Origin of the sequence: Pseudovibrio sp. POLY-S9 (genome assembly GCF_001431305.1) — a bacterium.
In the GTDB taxonomy this organism is placed as follows: Bacteria; Pseudomonadota; Alphaproteobacteria; order Rhizobiales; family Stappiaceae; genus Pseudovibrio.
This window is the reverse complement of record NZ_LCWX01000200.1, coordinates 114146-133461: the sequence shown is the minus strand read 5'-3', so window position 1 is coordinate 133461 and position 19316 is coordinate 114146. Positions and strand designations below refer to the sequence as shown.

17 protein-coding genes and 1 tRNA gene are annotated in these 19316 nt (G+C 49.2%); 8 read left to right on the top strand and 10 right to left on the bottom strand.

Going from position 1 to position 19316, the window contains the following annotated elements; all coding sequences use genetic code 11:
• Positions 1–247 precede the first annotated feature (247 nt).
• Positions 248–520 (top strand): DUF2842 domain-containing protein, encoded by a 273-nt coding sequence (locus PPL9_RS20280; RefSeq protein ID WP_208989507.1) that lies wholly within the window; start codon positions 248–250, stop codon positions 518–520.
• A 29-nt stretch (positions 521–549) separates the two neighbouring features.
• Here PPL9_RS20280 and PPL9_RS20275 read toward each other — a convergent pair whose 3' ends face one another.
• On the bottom strand, positions 550–1629 hold the full coding sequence (locus tag PPL9_RS20275) for a polysaccharide deacetylase family protein (protein ID WP_208989506.1): 1080 nt from the start codon (positions 1627–1629) through the stop codon (positions 550–552).
• A 155-nt stretch (positions 1630–1784) separates the two neighbouring features.
• On the opposite strand from PPL9_RS20275, the gene PPL9_RS20270 reads away from it, so the two are divergent.
• Positions 1785–3002 carry a GNAT family N-acetyltransferase gene (locus PPL9_RS20270; RefSeq protein ID WP_057464384.1) on the top strand — a complete coding sequence of 406 codons (1218 nt, stop codon included), beginning with the start codon at positions 1785–1787 and terminating at the stop codon, positions 3000–3002.
• Between the two features lie 35 nt (positions 3003–3037).
• Here PPL9_RS20270 and PPL9_RS20265 read toward each other — a convergent pair whose 3' ends face one another.
• Positions 3038–5407 (bottom strand): GumC family protein, encoded by a 2370-nt coding sequence (locus PPL9_RS20265; RefSeq protein WP_057464383.1) that lies wholly within the window; start codon positions 5405–5407, stop codon positions 3038–3040.
• Positions 5408–5627: 220 nt separating this feature from the next.
• Here PPL9_RS20265 and PPL9_RS20260 point away from each other — a divergent pair, with 220 nt between their 5' ends.
• From PPL9_RS20260 to PPL9_RS20240, 5 genes are all read left to right on the top strand, one after another.
• Positions 5628–6185, top strand: coding sequence for a polysaccharide biosynthesis/export family protein (locus tag PPL9_RS20260; protein ID WP_057464382.1), 558 nt, complete (start codon positions 5628–5630; stop codon positions 6183–6185).
• Positions 6186–6367: 182 nt separating this feature from the next.
• Positions 6368–7582: a glycosyltransferase gene (locus tag PPL9_RS20255; protein WP_057464381.1), complete on the top strand. Its 1215-nt coding sequence runs from the start codon at positions 6368–6370 to the stop codon at positions 7580–7582.
• Positions 7583–7675: 93 nt separating this feature from the next.
• On the top strand, positions 7676–9154 hold the full coding sequence (locus PPL9_RS20250) for an undecaprenyl-phosphate glucose phosphotransferase (protein ID WP_244273430.1): 1479 nt from the start codon (positions 7676–7678) through the stop codon (positions 9152–9154).
• The gene (locus PPL9_RS20245; RefSeq protein ID WP_208989505.1) at positions 9151–10419 is read left to right on the top strand and encodes an O-antigen ligase family protein; all 1269 of its coding nucleotides are present in this window, start codon (positions 9151–9153) and stop codon (positions 10417–10419) included. Before PPL9_RS20250 ends, PPL9_RS20245 begins: the two co-directional genes overlap by 4 nt.
• Before the next feature lie 136 nt (positions 10420–10555).
• Positions 10556–10632, top strand: a tRNA-Pro gene (locus PPL9_RS20240).
• Between the two features lie 1115 nt (positions 10633–11747).
• Here PPL9_RS20240 and PPL9_RS20230 read toward each other — a convergent pair.
• From PPL9_RS20230 to PPL9_RS20205, 6 genes are all read right to left on the bottom strand, one after another.
• Positions 11748–11993, bottom strand: a complete 246-nt coding sequence (locus PPL9_RS20230) for a DUF3310 domain-containing protein (RefSeq protein WP_057464378.1) — start codon at positions 11991–11993, stop codon at positions 11748–11750.
• Positions 11990–13234 carry a hypothetical protein gene (locus tag PPL9_RS20225; protein WP_057464377.1) on the bottom strand — a complete coding sequence of 415 codons (1245 nt, stop codon included), beginning with the start codon at positions 13232–13234 and terminating at the stop codon, positions 11990–11992. The genes PPL9_RS20230 and PPL9_RS20225 overlap by 4 nt, the downstream gene beginning before the upstream one ends.
• A 4-nt stretch (positions 13235–13238) precedes the next feature.
• Positions 13239–13433, bottom strand: a complete 195-nt coding sequence (locus PPL9_RS20220; RefSeq protein WP_057464376.1) for a hypothetical protein — start codon at positions 13431–13433, stop codon at positions 13239–13241.
• Positions 13430–13840: a hypothetical protein gene (locus PPL9_RS20215; RefSeq protein ID WP_057464375.1), complete on the bottom strand. Its 411-nt coding sequence runs from the start codon at positions 13838–13840 to the stop codon at positions 13430–13432. The genes PPL9_RS20220 and PPL9_RS20215 overlap by 4 nt, the downstream gene beginning before the upstream one ends.
• Positions 13840–14646: a glycosyl hydrolase 108 family protein gene (locus PPL9_RS20210; protein ID WP_057464374.1), complete on the bottom strand. Its 807-nt coding sequence runs from the start codon at positions 14644–14646 to the stop codon at positions 13840–13842. The genes PPL9_RS20215 and PPL9_RS20210 overlap by 1 nt, the downstream gene beginning before the upstream one ends.
• A gap of 73 nt (positions 14647–14719) precedes the next feature.
• Positions 14720–15217: a hypothetical protein gene (locus PPL9_RS20205; protein WP_057464373.1), complete on the bottom strand. Its 498-nt coding sequence runs from the start codon at positions 15215–15217 to the stop codon at positions 14720–14722.
• Between the two features lie 78 nt (positions 15218–15295).
• Between PPL9_RS20205 and PPL9_RS20200 the strand changes: the two genes are divergently transcribed.
• Positions 15296–16852: a heparinase II/III family protein gene (locus PPL9_RS20200; RefSeq protein WP_057464372.1), complete on the top strand. Its 1557-nt coding sequence runs from the start codon at positions 15296–15298 to the stop codon at positions 16850–16852.
• A gap of 79 nt (positions 16853–16931) precedes the next feature.
• Here the strand turns inward: PPL9_RS20200 and PPL9_RS20195 are convergent, their stop codons facing one another.
• Both PPL9_RS20195 and PPL9_RS20190 read right to left on the bottom strand, forming a co-directional pair.
• Positions 16932–18335: a hypothetical protein gene (locus PPL9_RS20195; RefSeq protein ID WP_057464371.1), complete on the bottom strand. Its 1404-nt coding sequence runs from the start codon at positions 18333–18335 to the stop codon at positions 16932–16934.
• 69 nt (positions 18336–18404) lie between these two features.
• Positions 18405–19316: hypothetical protein (locus PPL9_RS20190; RefSeq protein WP_208989504.1), on the bottom strand; the 912-nt coding region annotated here is incomplete at its 5' end.

Here is a 19316-nt window from a genome sequence, read left to right as displayed (position 1 = left end):
TCTGAACTGTAGAACGGAGTAGACATGACACCTATTCGAAGAACTTGTTTACCCCTATATATGTCAGATCAGCAACCAAATCAGGAAAAATACGCAGATCCTCACAGCAGTCTAGACAAATTACCTAGATTTTTCAGGTGAAAGTCAGTCATGCAATAGCACTGCTGTGTCATAGACTTAGAGAACACGAAAGCGGGTCTGCACAATCTAAATTGCAAATTACCAGTAAGATCCTCTTGAAAAATATATGCATTTTGAACTATGGCTTGCGCGGAAAAGAAAGGCCCTACGCAAAGAGGCTTTCAAGGAGAACTCTATGGTTTCGCCATTTCGCCGTTTCATCGGCATGGTATTTTTAGTGACTTTTGTTCTTGTCTATATCTTCCTGGCAATGGTCATTGGCGATATAACAATGGCGGGCAAGCATTGGTCTATTAAGCTTATCTTTTTTGCAATTGCTGGTTTGATCTGGGTGGTTCCGGCGGGATTGATTATCAGCTGGACCTATAAAAAGCGCTAGGACCTAAAGGTTCAAGCCCTGATCAAAGCTCACGCTCTTCTCAAAAAAGACCGGACGCGCTTCACCGCATAGTAAGCCGCAAATGCGGCTCCGGTCAGATACACATCAACCATTCTTTGCTGTTGATGTAATCCATTCAATGAGACACGCGGCAAATGATAGCGTCGCTTGAGATTTTCCGTAGTCAAGGTTCCCGGTTGCGTCGTCACAGCCGCCGCAAAACCCAGTTCCTCAGCAACACTTTCACAGCGTTCATCAACCGCTTCTGCAAAACCATAAGGATATGCCAACATCGTCGGCGTCTTGCCTAACTGCGCAGTCATTTCCTCCAGCCCTGCCTGAATATGCTGCCGGATGTCCTCACGGGTAGAAAGCCGCGCCAACATCGGATGAGTGTCCGTATGTGCGCCCAGGCTGACCAGTGGATCCTGAGAGAATGCACGCAACTCTTCAAAAGACAGAATCAGCTCGCGGCAAAGTGCACGCCAATCCAATCCATAGCGCTCTGCAGCCTCCCGAATAACTGACCGCTGCTTAGCCTCTGGCACTTCGCTGATAAGCATGCAGCGCGCTGATACAAACGCTGCCTCTTTATGCTTTAAAGAGGTGCAATCATAATCAAACTGCTTGTCTTCATATCGAAATGAGACGTGGTCATTCTCGGCAATGAGCTGTTCGATGATAATCCACCACAGCTCAGAGTTATGCTTGCTGTACTCACTGCTGATAAAAACGGTGAAAGGAACATCGAGTTCCTTCAGCACGGGATAAGCCACATCCCGGTTATCTTTATAACCATCATCAAAAGTTAGAACCGCAAACTTCTGAGAGCATTGCCTTTTGCTTTGAAGCCGCTCCAAAGCATCATCCAGTGAAATAAACTCATATCCCGCCTTTCGAACCTGAATAACGGTTTTACGCAGAAATTCGGGTGTAACTTCAAGCAGTTTATTAGGCTGAAAGGGCCCGGTCGTTTCAGGGAGAACGCGATGAAGCGTAAAAATAATGCCATCACCAGCGGTCATGTTCCTGAATAATCTGGCAGGCCCACGGCTACTTAAAAAGTAGCTGGCGTAATCAATAAATAAATGCTTGAAGGACTTCCGCACGGAGACCCCCTAGTTCCAAACCGAATATCTCTTAAATTGTAACTGGGAATTATTTACGATTAATTTCAATTTGGGTTGCTCTACCTAGTTAGATTTGAGATTCATTAAGAGCTTGGAACTAATAATTCCTTGTATTTTATTTAGGGCATTTTTCAATGGCACTTCCACAATCCACGTCAAACAGCGAGCGCTCTAACCGTGCTGATTGTAATAACACGCTGGATTTGAATAAGCTTTCTTTTCAGATCATCTCAGATGAAGACCTGTCAAAACTGCGAAGTGATTGGCTCGTTCTGGAAGCATTAGGCGATGGGAGTGCCTATCACGCCTATGAATGGTGTAAAAGCTGGGCGGAGCATGTTGCCCACCCAGAAAGAGCCACCACACTGATTGTTGCCGGATACATCGGCGCAAAACTCCACGTCCTACTACCTCTCGCTCTCCATCAGTGCCACCTTGCAAAAACCGCCCGATGGCTCGGGGAGGAAATCTTCAACCAGAACACGGGCTATTGGTCTCAAGAGCTATTACAAGCTCCGCAGGCACATTTTCTCCGTCCTCGCCTGGTCGCAGCTCTTAAAGCATGGGGCGTTGATCTCATCCACCTTGGCAACATGGCAAGTCGTGTGGGCACCTACGACAACCCGTTGATCCGTTTAGATGACACCACGAGCACCAATGCAATCTATCCGTTTGAGCTTACAAGCCCTGCGGAAGAATTCGTCAAAGCAAAACGCTCTAAAGGTGCTCGCAAAAAGCACCGCAGTAAACTTGGCAAACTTCAGTCACTGGGAACGCTCAGCTTCACGGCTGAAATCACAAAAGAAGACGCAGCCGCTGCCATTGATGCCATGATAAGGCAGCGAGAACTCCGTCAGGCTGAGACAGGCATTCCAACCGCCTTCGCTCTTCCCAACTACCAGTGTTTCGTGCGTGAGGCCTTCACAAACCTTTCGCAAGACGACAGCCCATCAAAACCGGTGATTTACAGCCTGAAGCTTGATGATGAGATCATCAGCACATGCCTCAGTCTTAAGTCTGGAAAACGAGTATATTGCTACTGCACCTCCATCATTAATGGCGAACTGATGAGGCATAGTCCGGGCGAGTTGCTCATGCAGCACGTCATTGAGGACATGTGCAATGAAGGCATGGAGATCTTTGACTTTGGATTGGGCGAAGAGCGTTTCAAGCTGGCATGGGCTGAACCAGAACACCTGAAGGACTGGATCGAGCCACTCACTTTCAAAGGCAAACTTGCCGCAGCTCTCGAAAACGTCGTACTCAGCTCTAAACGCCAGCTTAGAAACAACGAGAGATTTTGGCAGCTTTACAGGCGTGTCCGTGGAACTTTCGCTCGCATGCAGCACTAAGCTCACTCATGAAATCTTAAAGTAAGCGGCAACTCTTACGCTGCCATATCAACCTGCAGCCAAGCCGCAGCTTCATTGCTGACCACTCGCTCGACCTCAACGGGTGCCTTGGTGTGCTTTTCAAGGATGGTCAGAGCTTTTTCCAGTTCAGGGCCAGCTGGTGACCCGTCAGTTGCAATAATTACACGATCCGCTTCAGAAAGCATCTGCGCGCAAATCAAACTCGGTTCGATGAGACCGAGATCAGCCACGATTACGTCATACGTCAGATCCAGGGCTTCCATGATGAGATTATAGCGCCCGCCATAAACCACTTCATCACGAATAGGCATGACACCTGATTGTATCACATGCGCACGGGAAACAGGGTCGCGGTGGATTACGTTCGTAAAGGCCGCCTCGCCTTCCAACAACTCTGCAAAACCCGGCTTCAACGGATCATCAGAACCCTCTTCAGCTTGAGGCACATCCCCAACTTCTTCAAGCGGCGTTTCTTTGAGGATGGATTGAGCCCCTTCACCGCCTTCAGACCGCACCTCGACGACCACAGGCATAATACCGCGCTCGGCAATCTTGCGCGTACAGCTTAGGGCAACGCGTGAAGACAGGCTTTCATCCTCAACACTGAGCACAACCACACGGCCAACCTTTGCCAGCTGATTGGCGTTATCAGCCTTGACTTCTTTTAGAGTAATTGACGAAACCTCAGCACTTGCTTCTTCTTCCTCAAACTCCTCGTCAAACTCTTCTTCTTCGCGTGCTTCGTCATGCTCTTCTTCAGAAGCTTCATCCCCAGCAAGCTCAGTCGTTTCCTCTTGAGGCTCTTCCTCCTCTGAGGTGTCCTGCTCCTCATCAGACTTATCTTCCTCTTCAACAAAGGAAGGCTTCAGCTCAACAGGAGGAGCGGCAACAGCATGGCTGCGGGTCGTTGCATCCACCACGCTTTCAAGCGCGTTAGAGGTTGCGGTACCTGTCGCTTCTTTCGGATTGGCAGCAGGTGCTGTTGGCGTAGAAAATGTTTCGCGGCGTAAAACTTCACCAGCAATCAAAGCACGTGCAATCACCCAGAGGCAGCCGAGGAAGAACGCGGCAAAACCTGCAATCGCAGCAAGCGCAGAAGGCTTCCGGCCAGACGGCTCACTTGGCACAGACGCACGCGAAATCACACGGGAGTCAGCATTCAGCACACCAACACCCTGCAACACTTCGGCTTCGCGCAGGCTCACAAGCAACTGGTTCAGCTGTTCTTCTTTGGAACGTGCTTCGCGCTGCAACTCCTGCAAACGAACCTGATCAGCGCCTGATCGGGCAGCTTCTACCTTAAGTGCATTCACCTGCTCATTGAGCGCGAGGTAACGGTCCTGAGCAATCTTGGCATCATTCTCAAGACCAATAACAATTTTCTCCGCCTCAGCACGGATCTGACGATCGTACCCACGCAGCTGGGAGCGCAGTGCTTTGATCTGCGGGTGATTTGGCAGGAGCGTAGTTGAAAGCTCCGCAATACGATTTTCCAGCGCCAACTGACGCTCACGCAAGCGCTGGATCAAAGACGAAGCCAGAACCTGCGTCGCAGTTTCCAAAGACCCACTATCCTCCAGCAAGGATCGGATCTGTCGCGCCTGAGCTTCAGCCTGCGACTTGGCCACGATGGCGGAAGAAACCTGAGAGTTGAGCTCGGCCAGCTGCTGTTGGTTTAGCGTCCTGTTTTCGGACCCGAGCAACAGGTCAGCACCCGCACGAAATTCAGCAACGGTCTTTTTCGCAGCCTCAACTTCGTTTTCGAGGCGCGCAACTTGCGGTGCAAGCGCATCAGCCGTGTTATTGGTCACCGCGCGCTTCGCATTGTCCTGCAGCATGCGATATTCGTTGATCACTGTGTTGGCAACACGCGCTGCAAGCTCAGGATCTTTGCTTGTAAAACGCACTGCGATAACGCGGGATCCGTCGACCTGATACACATCCAGATTGCTCGTGAACTTGTTCAGCAGCCGCTCTGCTTCACTCATCTGACCAGATGTCGGCTCAAGCCCAACACGGGTCATCAATTGATCAACAAGGCCCGGCTTGCTTTTGGCCGCAAAAACACTGTTGTTCGCAAGATCAAGTGTTTGCACAACGTGGCGCGCCAAATCGCGTGACTGCAGCAACTGTACTTGGCTGGCGATACCTTCTTTATCCAGCAGAGACCGTTCCTGCTCGCTGTTACGGATTTGGCCTGGCAGGATAATTTTGGCTGTATCAATGAGGACTTTGGATTCGCTTGTGTATTTGGCAGTTTGCTTGCTGGCCAGGTAAAAAGTGCCGAAGGCGATCAGCGCTGCAAAAGGGATCACCCAAAGGAGCCCCTTAAACACTTTTTTGAACAGCACGCCCATATCAAGAAAGACATCTTCTTGCGGCACAGCCCACTTCCCCACTCAATACAAAGCCCGAAACAATTTTCAATCACAAGAATGCATAGACAGGGTAACCAAGTTATTAAGCACCTTAATCAAATGCTGGAAAGAAATGACAAAGCGCCCAACAATTCTTGCAAAATTAACTAGAGGATAATTACAATATTTATACTCTGTTAACCTTGAGCGCCGAAATATACTCCCAATGAATTTAAAGGATTTCGTAATGCGCCCGCGCCTACTAGCAGTTATTGCTGGCTTAACTCTGTTAACGAGTTGTTCATCCTATAAAAAGCCAGAGCCTGCTTTTCATGAGGAACTGGTCCAGCCATACACTCTTGCTGCAAGCGACGAAGTCCGCATTATTGTTTTTGGACAGGCTGATCTGTCCAATACCTACAAGATTGATCAGGGCGGCAGCCTCGCCTTCCCATTGATCGGTCAGATCAACGCAACAGGCAAAACTCCAAAACAACTCGCAAGCATGATCCGCACCCGTCTGAAAAACGGTTTCATCCGCGATCCCGATGTATCTGTGGAAGTTGCCGTCTACCGACCAATTTTCATCATGGGTGAAGTCAGAAACGCAGGCCAATACGCATACCTACCAGGCATGACCGTGCAAAACGCCGTAGCGACTGCTGGAGGCTTCACTGCAAGAGCCCGCCAACAGGATGTTGATCTAACGCGTCAGATCGGCGGCGAAGTTGCCAGCGGGCCGGCACCAATCACAGCGCCTGTACGCCCTGGGGACACGCTCTATGTGCATGAAAGGCTCTTTTAAATTAAGAGCATGCACCCTACATGCCTTTGCGTTTTATTAAGCTAAAACTCACGATTAAGAGTTAATTAACCCTGTCGATTAACAAGTCAAACAGTATTTTAAGCTAGCAATAAACTCAGTTGCGCGGCGGTCTGTGCTGGGGAGCATCAGACAATGCATGCGCGGTGGGGAGTTTGCTGCGGATGTCTACGGACAAGCTGAAAATCGTTCATTGCATACGTGCGCCTTTAGGCGGCGCGTTTCGTCATCTTATGGATCTTGTTGAAGAGCAGATTGAGATGGGCCATGAGCTTGGCATTGTCTGTGCCTCCAACGCTATCCCTCTCTCATCAATGACACAACTAGAAGCCTTAAAGCCTAGTCTTTCCCTTGGCTTACTCACAGTTCCCATGGCGCGTTCGCTCGCTCCCAAAGACCTTTTCAGCTTCTACAAACTCACAAAACACCTTACCCCTTTAAAACCGAATGTCTTACACGGTCATGGCGCTAAAGGTGGCGTCTGGGCACGCACCATAGGGTCTGCACTGAGGCTGAGGGGAATCAATACCCAGCGCGTTTACAGCCCTCACGGCGGCAGCTTGCACTACGATTTCTCAACCACATCAGGCAAAATCTACATCACACTTGAAAAGCTCTTGAGACCACTCACCGACTCACTCGTGTTTACCAGTGCGTTTGAGCAAGCAGCTTATCAACAAAAGATCGGCTTGAACGGTAATCCTCCACACCATAAAATCGTACATAACGGTTTGCGGCAAGCAGAGTTCAAACGCAGCACAACTCATGAAAATGCAGCCGACCTACTCTTCGTCGGAGAGCTTCGTCTTTTGAAAGGCGTCGACCTGCTCATCAAGGCTCTGGATGACTTGCACAAAAACACCAAAACCAAGCCAACTCTTGCAATTGTAGGAGATGGTCCAGATCATGCTCTGTTTGAGCAAATGGTCCGAGATAAAAATCTGCAAGCCTACGTTACCTTCCATGGGTTCTTGCCACTCAGCCAAGCTCTTCCACTCGGCAAAACAGCAGTCATCCCCTCACGAGCAGAAGCTCTGCCGTATATCGTGTTGGAACTCCTTGCTGCACAAAAACCGCTGATCACAACCCGCGTTGGCGGCATACCTGAGATTTATGCAGAGCATCACAAGACACTTGTTCAGCCCGATGATCAACAAGCGCTGACAAAAGCAGTCCGTTGGGTGCTCTCTCACCCTGACGAGCAAATCCAGCTGAGCCAGAAACTACAGAACCATTTGAAAATGAATTTTACTCTGCCGCAAATGGCGCAGAGCATCACCCAACTTTATCACCCTGTTCAAAGTGCAAAAGATGAACTGGCAGACGCCTCACGGCAGTCTCAACAGTCCACGCTGCACTCACAAAACAAACTCACTTAGGCGCACGGCACAATGGTCAAGCATCGCTTCAATGTAATTGAGAGTGGCCCGTCACCTGATGACCAATCCGGGACGAACGGTCAGCAGATTTCTTTGACAAAAAATGAAGATACCACAACAAGCAACCTGTCCAAGGATGCTCTGGAGGTGGCTGCAACCCTGCGCACCAACACCATCTCTAAAACGGTTTTCGATGGTTTCATGCGCTGTTCGGATGCAGCCCTGATCGTTCTGACAGGTATTGTCGCCTATCTGAGCGGAGCCTCCCTTGATATCCCGCCTCTCTGGCAAATCTTCGCACTGTTCGAAGCATCCCTGATTGGCGTCATGCTGTTTCAAATGGCTGATCTGTATCAGGCCAACGCCCTGCAAAAAGTCGTGGCTCAGGCCATGCGTCTCATCACAGCATGGGCACTGGTATTTGCGGCTTTGATCACGTCTCTGCTACTTATCCTGCCATCTACGGAAATTCCGCAGGCCTTCCTGCTGAAGTGGTTTGTGAGCGGGGCTGTGGTCCTCACAATCTTCCGAATGGTCATGCGTGGCTTTATCGTGCGCTGGACTCGCATGGGTCGCTTGAGCCGCAGAGCAGTCCTCGTCGGAGGTGGGCAAAGTGCTGCTGATCTCATCGCAGAACTTGAGCGCCAACCAAACAATGACATTGAGATTTGCGGGATTTTTGATGACCGTTCAAATGATCGTTCCCCGCCAAGCGTCGCTGGCTACCAAAAGCTTGGAAATGTTTCTGATCTGGTAGAGTTCGCCCGCATCGCACAAATCGACATGTTGCTGGTGACAATCCCGATCCGCGCAGAAAAACGCATCATTCAGCTGCTGGAAAAGCTCTGGGTTCTCCCGGTCGATATCCGCCTCTCAGCTCATGCAGACAAACTCCGCTTCCGCCAAAGGGCCTCGTCTTTCGTGGGCGCAGTGCCGTTTGTCGATGTTCTTGAAAAACCGATCGCGGATTGGGACACAATCGCAAAGCGCGCCTTCGACATCTTCTTCGCAAGCATTTCGCTGATTGCCCTCTCTCCGGTCATGCTGGTCACAGCATTGCTGATCAAACTGAACAGCCCCGGCCCGGTCATCTTTCGACAGAAGCGCTACGGCTTTAACAACGAGCTGATCGACATCTTCAAGTTCCGCTCCATGTACCACAACATGACGGACGCCAACGCCTCAAAACTGGTGACCAAAGGCGATCCACGCGTCACCAAAATTGGCCGCATCATCCGCAAGACCTCCATTGACGAGTTGCCTCAGCTGATGAATGTACTGATGGGACAGCTCTCTCTCGTCGGCCCTCGCCCGCACGCTCTCTCCGCAAAAGCTGAAGATCGCCTCTACGAGAATGTGGTGGATGGCTATTTCGCACGCCATAAGGTCAAACCAGGTGTCACTGGTTGGGCGCAAATCAAAGGTTGGCGCGGCGAAACGGATACCGAGGACAAGATCCAGAAGCGTGTCGAATGCGACATCTACTACATTGAAAACTGGTCCGTTTTCTTTGATCTCTATATCTTGATTAAAACACCGTTCTGCCTTCTGGAAACGGAAAACGCATATTGACCGACTTATCGCGCTCACACGATGAAATCAGAAATGCACGCCCCTTCTGGTACGTGCCTCTGACAATCGGTACAGAAACAATAGCCAGAGCATTGTTGTTTCTGACCGCATCTGTGAGCGCGCTCGTCATCATCGAACCCGCTCCCTATGATCTGCTGATCGCCCTCTTGTTGGTGGGTTGGTCCTTCTTTGGACTGGAACTGCGTAAAGACATCCTGCCTCTCCTGATCCTGCTGTGTTTTTACATAGCAGGCGGAATTCTTGCCTTACCCGCAGCCGCAGACACCAAAGAAGCTGTCACTTTCTACGCCGTAACGATCTTCCTGGCGTTTTCATCCTTCTTGTATGCAGCAACCCTGTCTGCAAAAATTGAACGGATAGACATCATTGAGAAGGGCTACTTGCTGGCAGCCCTGTTTGCCACACTGCTTGCCATTGCTGGTTACTTCAACGCCTTCCCCGGCGCTTATGACCAGTTCACACTGTATGGCCGCGCAAAAGGCACCTTCAAGGATCCAAACGTCTACGGCCCTTTTCTGCTCCTGCCAACGCTACTGATCACCTACGACATTCTAACCAAGCCTTTGCGAGAGAACATCTTCAAGTCAGGCGCCCTGCTCATCCTCTTGCTGGGTGCGTTCCTTTCCTTCTCCCGGGCAGCTTGGGGCATGACACTGGGCGGCGCACTCATGGTGTTTTTGCTGGTCTTCATAAATGAGCGACGTTCAATCCCACGCATGAAGCTGCTGGGTATCCTTGGCCTTGCAGGCATTGGCCTCGTCATCGCTCTGCTCGCAATTCTTTCAATTGAACCCATATCAGAGATGTTCACCTTGCGCGCCAAGCTCGTGCAGGACTATGACGGCGCACGTTTAGGGCGTTTTGGACGCTGGGGGGAAGGCTTCACACTTGTCACAGAACGCCCGTTTGGTCTTGGTGTCGGCGGCTTTAACTCCATCTTCCCAGAGGATGAGCACAACGCCTACCTCAAAGCCTTTACAACCTACGGGTGGCTTGGTGGCCTGTCCTATATAACGCTTGTTTTCTGGACATTGATCAAAGCTTTGCCGCTGGTTTTCAAGCCACGGCCTTGGCAGAAATACATCATCTGCACCTACGTCGCGTTCCTGCTACACGCTTGTGTTAGCTTCATTATCGACACAGATCATTGGCGCCACTACTTTCTGCTACTCGGCATTCTGTGGGCCATCATAGCAGCGGAATCCGGCATCTCACGCTACAGGCGTTTTCCACCAGCACAATAAGCCCAGTTTCATTTGATCCTTGATCAGACAACCTGAATTAGGTAGGAAAGTTGTGTGGTAAGCTGTTAAGGCAGCTCCACAAATAGGAATACTTGCATATGCGGCAACGCACCCAGGCGCAAGGTTCCTCACGGTTCGGGTAGTAGCGCAGCCTGGTAGCGCACTTCACTGGGGGTGAAGGGGTCGTCGGTTCAAATCCGGCCTACCCGACCAATCTTTTCAAAGGCTTAGCTTAAGAAAAAAAAGCGTGCCACTGAACAGATGTTCAAAGTGAACCTTTTCAGACAGAAAAAGCCTTTAGTTTTGAGCGCTATTGGAACACTTCATTTCTTGGCTGAACCGGTAGCAGTGCGCCTTCTCTCATGCCATAGCGTGCTTTTTGTTTAGTTCTTCTGCCTGACCGAATATGCGTTTAGCCATTAGAATATACAGATACGCAAGGCGCTCATGCACTGCAGAGCAGGCTGATAAGAAATCTGCTTCTTCTTGCACACAGTACAACTTTTAATTGCATTCATGTACTGGGTGCAATATAAAGAAAATGTGAAGGGGGGTGGGGTACTCCCACCCCCCTTAACTCAGGAGAAAAGCTTATGACATTTGAAGTTGCAAGCTTCATCCTTCAAGTCATCGTTGCGATAGTCATTATCGCTAATGTCTATCGACACTGGTAACTTGAGGGGCGGGAAGGATGGTCCCTTCCCGCAACTCCTGAGTGATAACATAGCGGGTGAAACATGAAAACACAACGAAAGTCAGCTATCATTTTAGCAGCACTCTTTGTGCTTTTTCTTGCAGTCTATTATCTGCCAACTCTCATGAGAATGTTTTGAGGTGCCTGGAATGACCCCAGAGAGCTTTAAAGCGTGGCGAAAAGCGAATGGTTTCAGATCAAGAAGGGCTGCAGCCGAAGCTCTTGGCATATCTGAGGGTAGCGTCCTGAACTATGAGACAGGCCATAGGCGCGAAGATCCAACGCGCTTGGTCGTTATTCCACGCCACATCGCTTTAGCGTGCGCAGCCATATCAGCGGGTTTAGAGCCGACTGGCGACTAATCAACGATAGGAGGTTTGGTATTGCCTTATCAAGGCCCGCCTGAGCGCCCCTCTGAGCTCTACGTGGGCATCGCTGCCTCACGCAATATACCGTTAGTAAAGTTGCACTGGCGAGTTGAATCCGCGCCTCATAGAAAGGCATGGTAGGCAAGATATTTGCCGTCAGATCTATAAAGATAGATTTGAGGAAATCAGGAAGGGAGGCAATGAAGTAGAGCGCAGCCAAATAGCCGCGCCCTAAAAGGAACATTTTGGACGGGTTGCAGACCGTCCTAGTCTATTTCCCCGGTAGTTTCATACTGGATGAGAAGGTCAATGCAATGCTTCGCCTTCTCCAGATCTTGGATACCGTTTTTCTCTCTGAAGCAAGTAACGTACTTCACTGCCGTGTGCTGCAACGGGTCCAGATTGTTTTTCATTGAGTACTGAAAAGGTTGAATAGGCCGATTTTTATAATGGTCGCCGCCTACCTGTGTTTGAGACGCTTTAGGCTCATTCAGATCAATCAAGTCTTTCATTGTACCATTTCCGGCCTAATTGTCAGTCGCCCGGTTTCACCGTGTAGCTTGTGATAAGTGATGACTTGCGCAGCACGCTTTGAGACATAGCCAGATGTTGCAGAATGAGCATCAGCAGGCGCGAGCGTTTGGTGCTGCTCCACCTCCATCAAAGAATCTTCTTTGGCCTTAAGCTGGTCTTTATGGTGGAAGTGTCCAATGTGCGCATAGCTATGTTGCGTGCGACCGTAGATATCACGAAACTTCGCCGCCATAGTCTGCGCAACTTGGTTGACGCCACGCTTATGACCGTGATGGAAGAAAAGCGACGTATTGCCAAACTCAAAGGCGTGGTAGAGATCCGCTGTGGTGTCGACTGTAACCCTTGGCTCATTCTCATAAAGGATCGCCAGGAATTCACGCATCATAACTGAGCTAGACATGTCGTGGTTGCCAGAAACCCAGACAAGGCGCAGTTCTTCATGCTTTTCAAGCATCATCTCAACAATTCGCCGGACGATAGAGAGCGCTCGCCGCACCAACTTATGCCAGCGCGTATCAGCATCCAGAATGTGACCACTTGTCGGAGTGGCTGGCAAGAGGCCATCCCAATGCAGAAAATCACCCAACTGGGCTAAAACAGCCGTCTTAGCATTCGGCGCTTGCTTGATAGCCGCGCCAAACCAGCGAACAATCAAATCTTCCGCTTTAGACATATCCCAATCAGCAACGCGGGTTTCATCCGCATCAGCCAGCATTCCAAGGTGGTAGTCGGTTAGGATGTAAGTCGCGCATAGGTCTGCCTCACCAACCGCAGGAGCTGCAACCGGAAGCGCTCGCGGCAGATCTTCGCGGAACGCTTCGATAATCTCGCGCGCAACAAACTCTGGGCTCAGCTCTGTTTGGGAGTACTTCAGCCATGTTCGGCTTACGCTTCCATCTGGCTCTTTGGTAACAGTTGCGCCCTTAATCTTGAGATGCTTGGGAAGCTGCTCACCCTCGCCTGTTTCCAGAGCATACTGAAAGGAGCGCCCTTTTACATTGCCGCTCCCGTCCTCTGAGACGCGCACCGTGCGCGTTTGCATTCCCGCTGGAGGATTGCCCCCGTCTTCAGAGTTTGCATTCAAGCGGCGATGAAAACGCCCATAGGAGCAACCTAAACCCTGCTCCTTCAAAAGACGAAGGCCGGGGCGAACGCCACCGGCCTCGTTGTACGCTGCAACGATCTGCTCATCTGTTGCGCGTTTATGTTGTTCAGTCATGCAGCTACTCACAGCCCCGCTTCTTTCTTGGAAGCTCATCACGTATGAAAACATAGAGCCGCAAGAGCAAAAAGATTAAGCCAAGCAAGAAGGCGACTGGCTGAAGCCAGTCCGCCAACCAGTTCAGCCAGTCGTAGAATGGGAATGTCACCATAACCCCCGCTACTGGAACGGTAGCGACAGTATCAACTCTGTTCATCTCCGCCCCTTGATTGCGCCTGTTATTGTTTGGATTGCCGCAGCAGAGACCCCAGAGCCAAAGATTGAAAAGAAGATATCGTTTCCCCATGGCTTTATAGAGTCTGGCAAGTCAGCGACCTGCCACGGAAAGCTGAACGCGGTATCTAAAACAACATGGGCGAACCAAATACCAAGCGGAACCGCGAACAATGACCAGACAGCCCACCATATGCGCCATCCCATCGCCGTTTGCCTGCGTTCTGCTTCATCGTTCAGGTGCCGCTCAATCGCCACAGAGCGAAGCTTTTGGCGATCTGTTTCAGAATCCGTACGCTTGTCGATGGTATCTAGCGCCCGGTCCAATAGCTTTTCAGCGGAAGGCAACCCGAGCAGCTTACCCCCCAATGATGCAAGAGTACTCCACATTAGGCAGGCTCCTTGTTCATCTGCTGCCAGAGCAGGAAGCCAAAACCAAGCATCGCCATGGCGACAAGACCAACCTGAAGAATAGGCTGTTCTGAAACCGCACTACCCAACATGCTCACACCTGTTGCAATTTTGCTGAGGCCTTCCGGCTGCATCCAGTTTGATTTAAGGCTTGCTTTTCCCTCAGCCTTGCCAGCAGCAGGCTTCGGTGCTGGGATAGGCACTTTTGCACTTAACCCGACAGCTTGCTCATGAAGCCTGATGGAGCGATCAATAACGCCAATATCTCCATCTTGAATGCCGATTTCATCACCCATCACACGGCGGGTCCAGCCGTTCTTAAATGAGTTCCAGTTGCTCAGACGCTTCATGTAAGCCCAACGCATTTCATTGAGCCGCTTAATTAAGTCTGGCATGTCGCCTTCATTAGCAGCACGCTTGACAGCATCCATAGTACCCCGACCAAAAACGCCGTCATCATCGACACCCAAAGCACGTTGCAGATACTCGATTGCGCGCTTTGCGCCTGAGTTAATGGAGAAGTCAACAACCGTATAATCAAGGCCAGCAGGTAGCTCATCAAACCGAACAGGATCGAAGTACCAAGCTTTGAGAATTTCCTCTGCTTCAACTTTCGTGAGAGCCTTCACTTCGTCTTTAGAGACGTTGCGGACACGCCACTTAGAAAGTGTCTTGATTGTTACCCCGTGATTGGTTGCGCCTCCGGGGTCTTTGGGGTGGTCTACATATCCCATTTCGGATAGGCCAACCCATTTCATAATGAGGCCAAAGTTGTTCTTTGTCATTATTTGCTCACAAAAAATCCCGCTCCAGCTAGGCTGTACGGGTCGTTAAATCGATAGCAATTTTGGGAGAAACTTAAGTGGCTTGCGCCATAATCTTGGTTAGAGGTTTCGACAAATCCCAAAGGATGTCCTGTGACGGGTCAGGTATTGGATCAAGCTGCTGGATTTCAGCAGAGCGGGTGACGATACCAGCTCGATATTTAATGGCCGCGTGATAAAGCGCCTGCACCTTCTCTTGAGTATCAAGCACCAGCAAGACGCCTTCCGCTGTACAGGCTTTCACCTGAGAGGCTTCAGGTAAGCCAGCCTCAAACCCATCAAGCATCTCTCTGAGGCGACTGACTGAGGCCTGATCTGTCTTGAACTGGTGGCCGTTGATCTGAGTACCCACTTCAATGCGCTTTTCAGCCTCTAAGGAAACATCAAGCGCATCAAACACACGCGAGGGCTCTTCATAAAGCTTCCAGTTGCCCTCACCAAACTCAGCATCAAGCCACTTTGTATCACCATCATAAATGATCGTGTTTTCGACTTCGCCGGTGTCTTTGTTCAGGATGTCATAATCAGGCATATCAAAATGCTCAAATTACTTCTTGCGGACAAACCTATCTCATAATAATGAGCATTCATATTGTATGGGGCAAAATGAATGATGCAGATATTATCAAACATCAAGAAGTTAATGCAGCGTTGCAACCAACACTACAGTTCTGGTCCTACAGTCACCAGTTCAGACCTTTCTTTAATTGCCGTGCAAACACGTCAACAGCAAGAAGACTATGGATTTAAGCCGAGGAAAGACCTCCCAGCATGGAGATTCTCTAATCAAATAGATTGGTCAGCAGATCCATTTTCTGACGTAAATTGGCGCTATCAACTACATGCTTGGAGAATGATGGACCCTATCCTACTGGAGCATGAAAAGAGCCCAAACCCACAACATCTTAATCATTGCATGAACATATTAAAGGACTGGGCGCAATACCACAAAACAAAAAAAACCCCTATGTCATATCACGACATGGCGACGGGCTTGCGAGCTTCAAGGATTGCGTTTTTTCAAGATCAGGCAAGGCTGGGTCTGTTGAAGTTATCACCTCATGACAAGCGCATTATAAAATCCTTAGCGAAACTACATATACGAACGCTTTTAGAAGAGGGCTTCATAGCAAATAATAACCATGGTTATTTCCAGCTATTTGGGTTAAAGCATCTTTCAGCCGTCAATAATGACAGAAAAGCCTCTCTTGTTGCAGACGTGAAAATGCAGCGACTTGTAGGGCAGCAGTTCACGAAACGTGGTACTCACAAAGAAAACTCCCCTAGTTATCATTACTTTACGCTATCTCGATTTAAGAAAATAGGTTTAGTAGATACTTTCCCTGGGTTGGGTTTTGAAGAAATCGTAAGAAACGCTCGTAAAATATCTCCCGATTTCGTTTTTCCTGACGGCTCTCTTGCTGCTATCGGTGACACGTGTGATAGCGTGCCGAAACCTAAACCACACTCATCTTATAAAGAAATCAACGGCATCGCGTGTGGATATTACGCAGTTAGGTCTCGTGCAGAAATGCTGTTTTTTACAGGGATGGCTCATAACGCCACACATAAGCATGCCGATGATTTGAGTTTTACCTATTTTTGTGATGATGAACACATTTTTATAGATAGTGGTAAATACGGTTACCAAAACGATAAATGGCGTGATTACTTCACATCTGCAGATGCACACAATACAATTGGTATTCTAAACAAATGCATAGGCCCTAAACAAGTTTTATTCAAGGGTAGCCTACTGCATGAAGGCGGGCGAAGTGGAAGAAAATTCTTTGTTCGAGGCACCGTACAGCGGCCTAAATTATTTGACCATACAAGACGCATTGATTTTTGCCCCGGCAACGAACTCAACATCCAAGATTATCTAAAACCTTATAAAGACTTTACATTCACAAGCAGTCTTCACCTAGCAGATCATCTTACTCCTGATAAAACAGATAACGGATTCAAAGTAAAACTTAAATCTGGACGTTTAATTTGTGCGACTGCGAGTAATGTTTCCAACATCGAGATCGTAAGAGGAAAAAAAGAACCTATATTAGGTTGGTATAGCCCAAGCTATTTAAAAATGGAGCCGATTAGTGTTGTACGCGCTATTGTAAAAGATTCCAGTAAACCTGTGACTTGGAACATAAACCTAGCCGTTTGATATAAATGATTATGTAGCACTAAGAGGCGACTACCGAGTACGCGCCTTAAATCACGCAATAAGGCGCGTACTCTAGTCATCATTTATATATGACTCCTCTAACGCTAAGAGTATTTGTCGCAAGTGCGTTGCCAGTGCCATAATTACCCACGCCACCAGTCATGGAAGTGACATACATGGTAGAGCCGCCGTTTATCGCCGCATCGGTTGGAGCGTCATCCTGTCCTTGCCTCATCCACGCTTCAGCCAAGTTAATGGTTGATAAGCGCTCAGCCCCCGCCCCCCATTCAGAGCAGCCCGTTATAGTTGCCTCATTTGCATTGATGGAAGATGCTTGAGAAGCAAACAAACCAATTTTTGCACCCGATCCATTGAAGTTTGGGGCCTCGACCCTAGACGTTCCTTCTGCAAAAATACAACTATCTCCGCAGTTCTCTGCTATTCCTTGCCGAGCGTTTAACGTAGATCCGTGGTAGGCCATGAATCCATTAAGAGACCCGCTTGCATTACCGCCAACGGCTGAGAGAATACTTGCCTCATAAGACCTGAAACCGCAATATCCTGCATTTTGTGCTTCTGCACCATCCGCATCGACAATACCTGCATCCGAAGCTCTAATGGCGTGACGATAACAATCGTTAGCCTTGCCATCTTTAAACGATAAATAGCCGCCATGGGCACCCTGAGCACCATAATACATGCTACCAGATACATCAGCGCCTTCCGCGAACACAGCTCCGCCCCAGCTAGTAATACCTGCTCCAGTCGTATTGACTTGCGCACAACCCGTAAAAATAGCCCCTTGGGCGTAAGCTGTGCTGCCGAGCGCGAGAAGTCCGTTACCGTAGCAGTTCTTAACTCCCTTACCTGGGTAAATAAATGCCGTTGATCCGTGCCTAAGATTGACACCTCCGCTAATCCTCCCATTTGCATTAATTAGGGTATTAAGCCTCGGCATAGCCGCGCCAAGGACATCAAAAAGACGGTCACCTTCCTTCATTGACGAAGCAACTAAGACCTCTTCGGCTTCCGAGCTGATTGTTAGATGAGAGAAATCGACATACGAAAGCGATACTGTTTCAGTAAACTCAAACCCGTCTTCTAATATTATTTCAACGTTATTGAAGCTTCTTGGCCCCAAGTAGGCTAACGCCTCATTGAGTGTAGAGAAATCGGCAGGGACCCGAAAAATCTCTTTACCAAGATGAGTTTGAGCGTCTCGCACACCAGTTGGAGAAAAATGAGCTCCTGTCTTATCCTCTAAAGTGCCAATCACTGCATTCAAAGATCTTTTGAACTTATAACTCCCTCCTACACCCTGTATTGAATGCAGAGTAATGAAATCAACATTCGGATCAACAGCTGTAGCTAACAGCTCTTGCTCATTCGCAAACGGAACACCCAATTTATTGAGATAATCAACCACCTCTCCTTGCTTCACAGGTTGTCCAAATTTCCATATTTCACTCGGTGTTTTAAGCATTACGTCGCCCATAAAAAAGGCCAGCTAAAGCTGGCCGTATCAGTTAATAGTGAGTATGATTTACTCAGATTAAGCCACAGTAACAGGACTTGCTGCAGCTTCGTCGCTTTCAATTACCGTGCTTCCGTTTTGGTAAAATCCGGCTGCCCAGTAGTAGTATGAGCCTGCGGCTACCATGTCCGTGTAAGTTCGATCTAGACCAGACGCAGAGAAGTCCTCACGAACAACCGCCGCCTGAGCAAAGTCATTTATTATTGCTCGGTAAATTCTGACACCGGAATGATTTGCTGAGTTGGCGTTGGTCCATGAGAGATCAACAACACCTACGCCTCCAACTGCAGAAAAATCACTTGGCGCATCAGGCGCGGGAACGTCCGGCACTTCAACCCCGTTGAGAAACTGGTAGTCAAACTGCACAGAAGGGACAAAATTTCGAACTCTAACGATTGCCTCTGACCCGGCTGGCGCTGGACTGTAGGTCGCCGCCCTATCCTGTGTGTCATCCTTAACCAGTATCCACGTTGTGCCATCGTCAAAGCTGATATCAACATCCTGAGTGTATCTTTCTGGTACTTCTGACCCGTCTGACGCACTCCAAGCAATATCAATCGATCTTACGCCGCCCACCTCTCTTACCGTTGCTACGATATCTAGAGGAATGTCATTTGCACCGCGAGGCACATTTAAAATCGTCACAGGTGTGTATTGCTCATCCTCTTCAGGGTTCCAGATGGTTGCATTTTGAGAGATGACCTTAAATTCAACCCGGTTTAGTCCGGTGTCGTCGTCATACTCAAACGGCTTTTCAGAAACAGCCACACCGGCAAGTCCCAGCTCTGTCCTTAGCTCGTAGGTGTTGGAACTTAGGAGTTGAAGAGCCTGCATCCCTGTCCTGAACTCGCCTGATAAGACCGGATTGCCGCCGTAATACTCCATCTTGGCAACACGCATAGCCTGCGTTGCCGATGGGATAAGGTACAT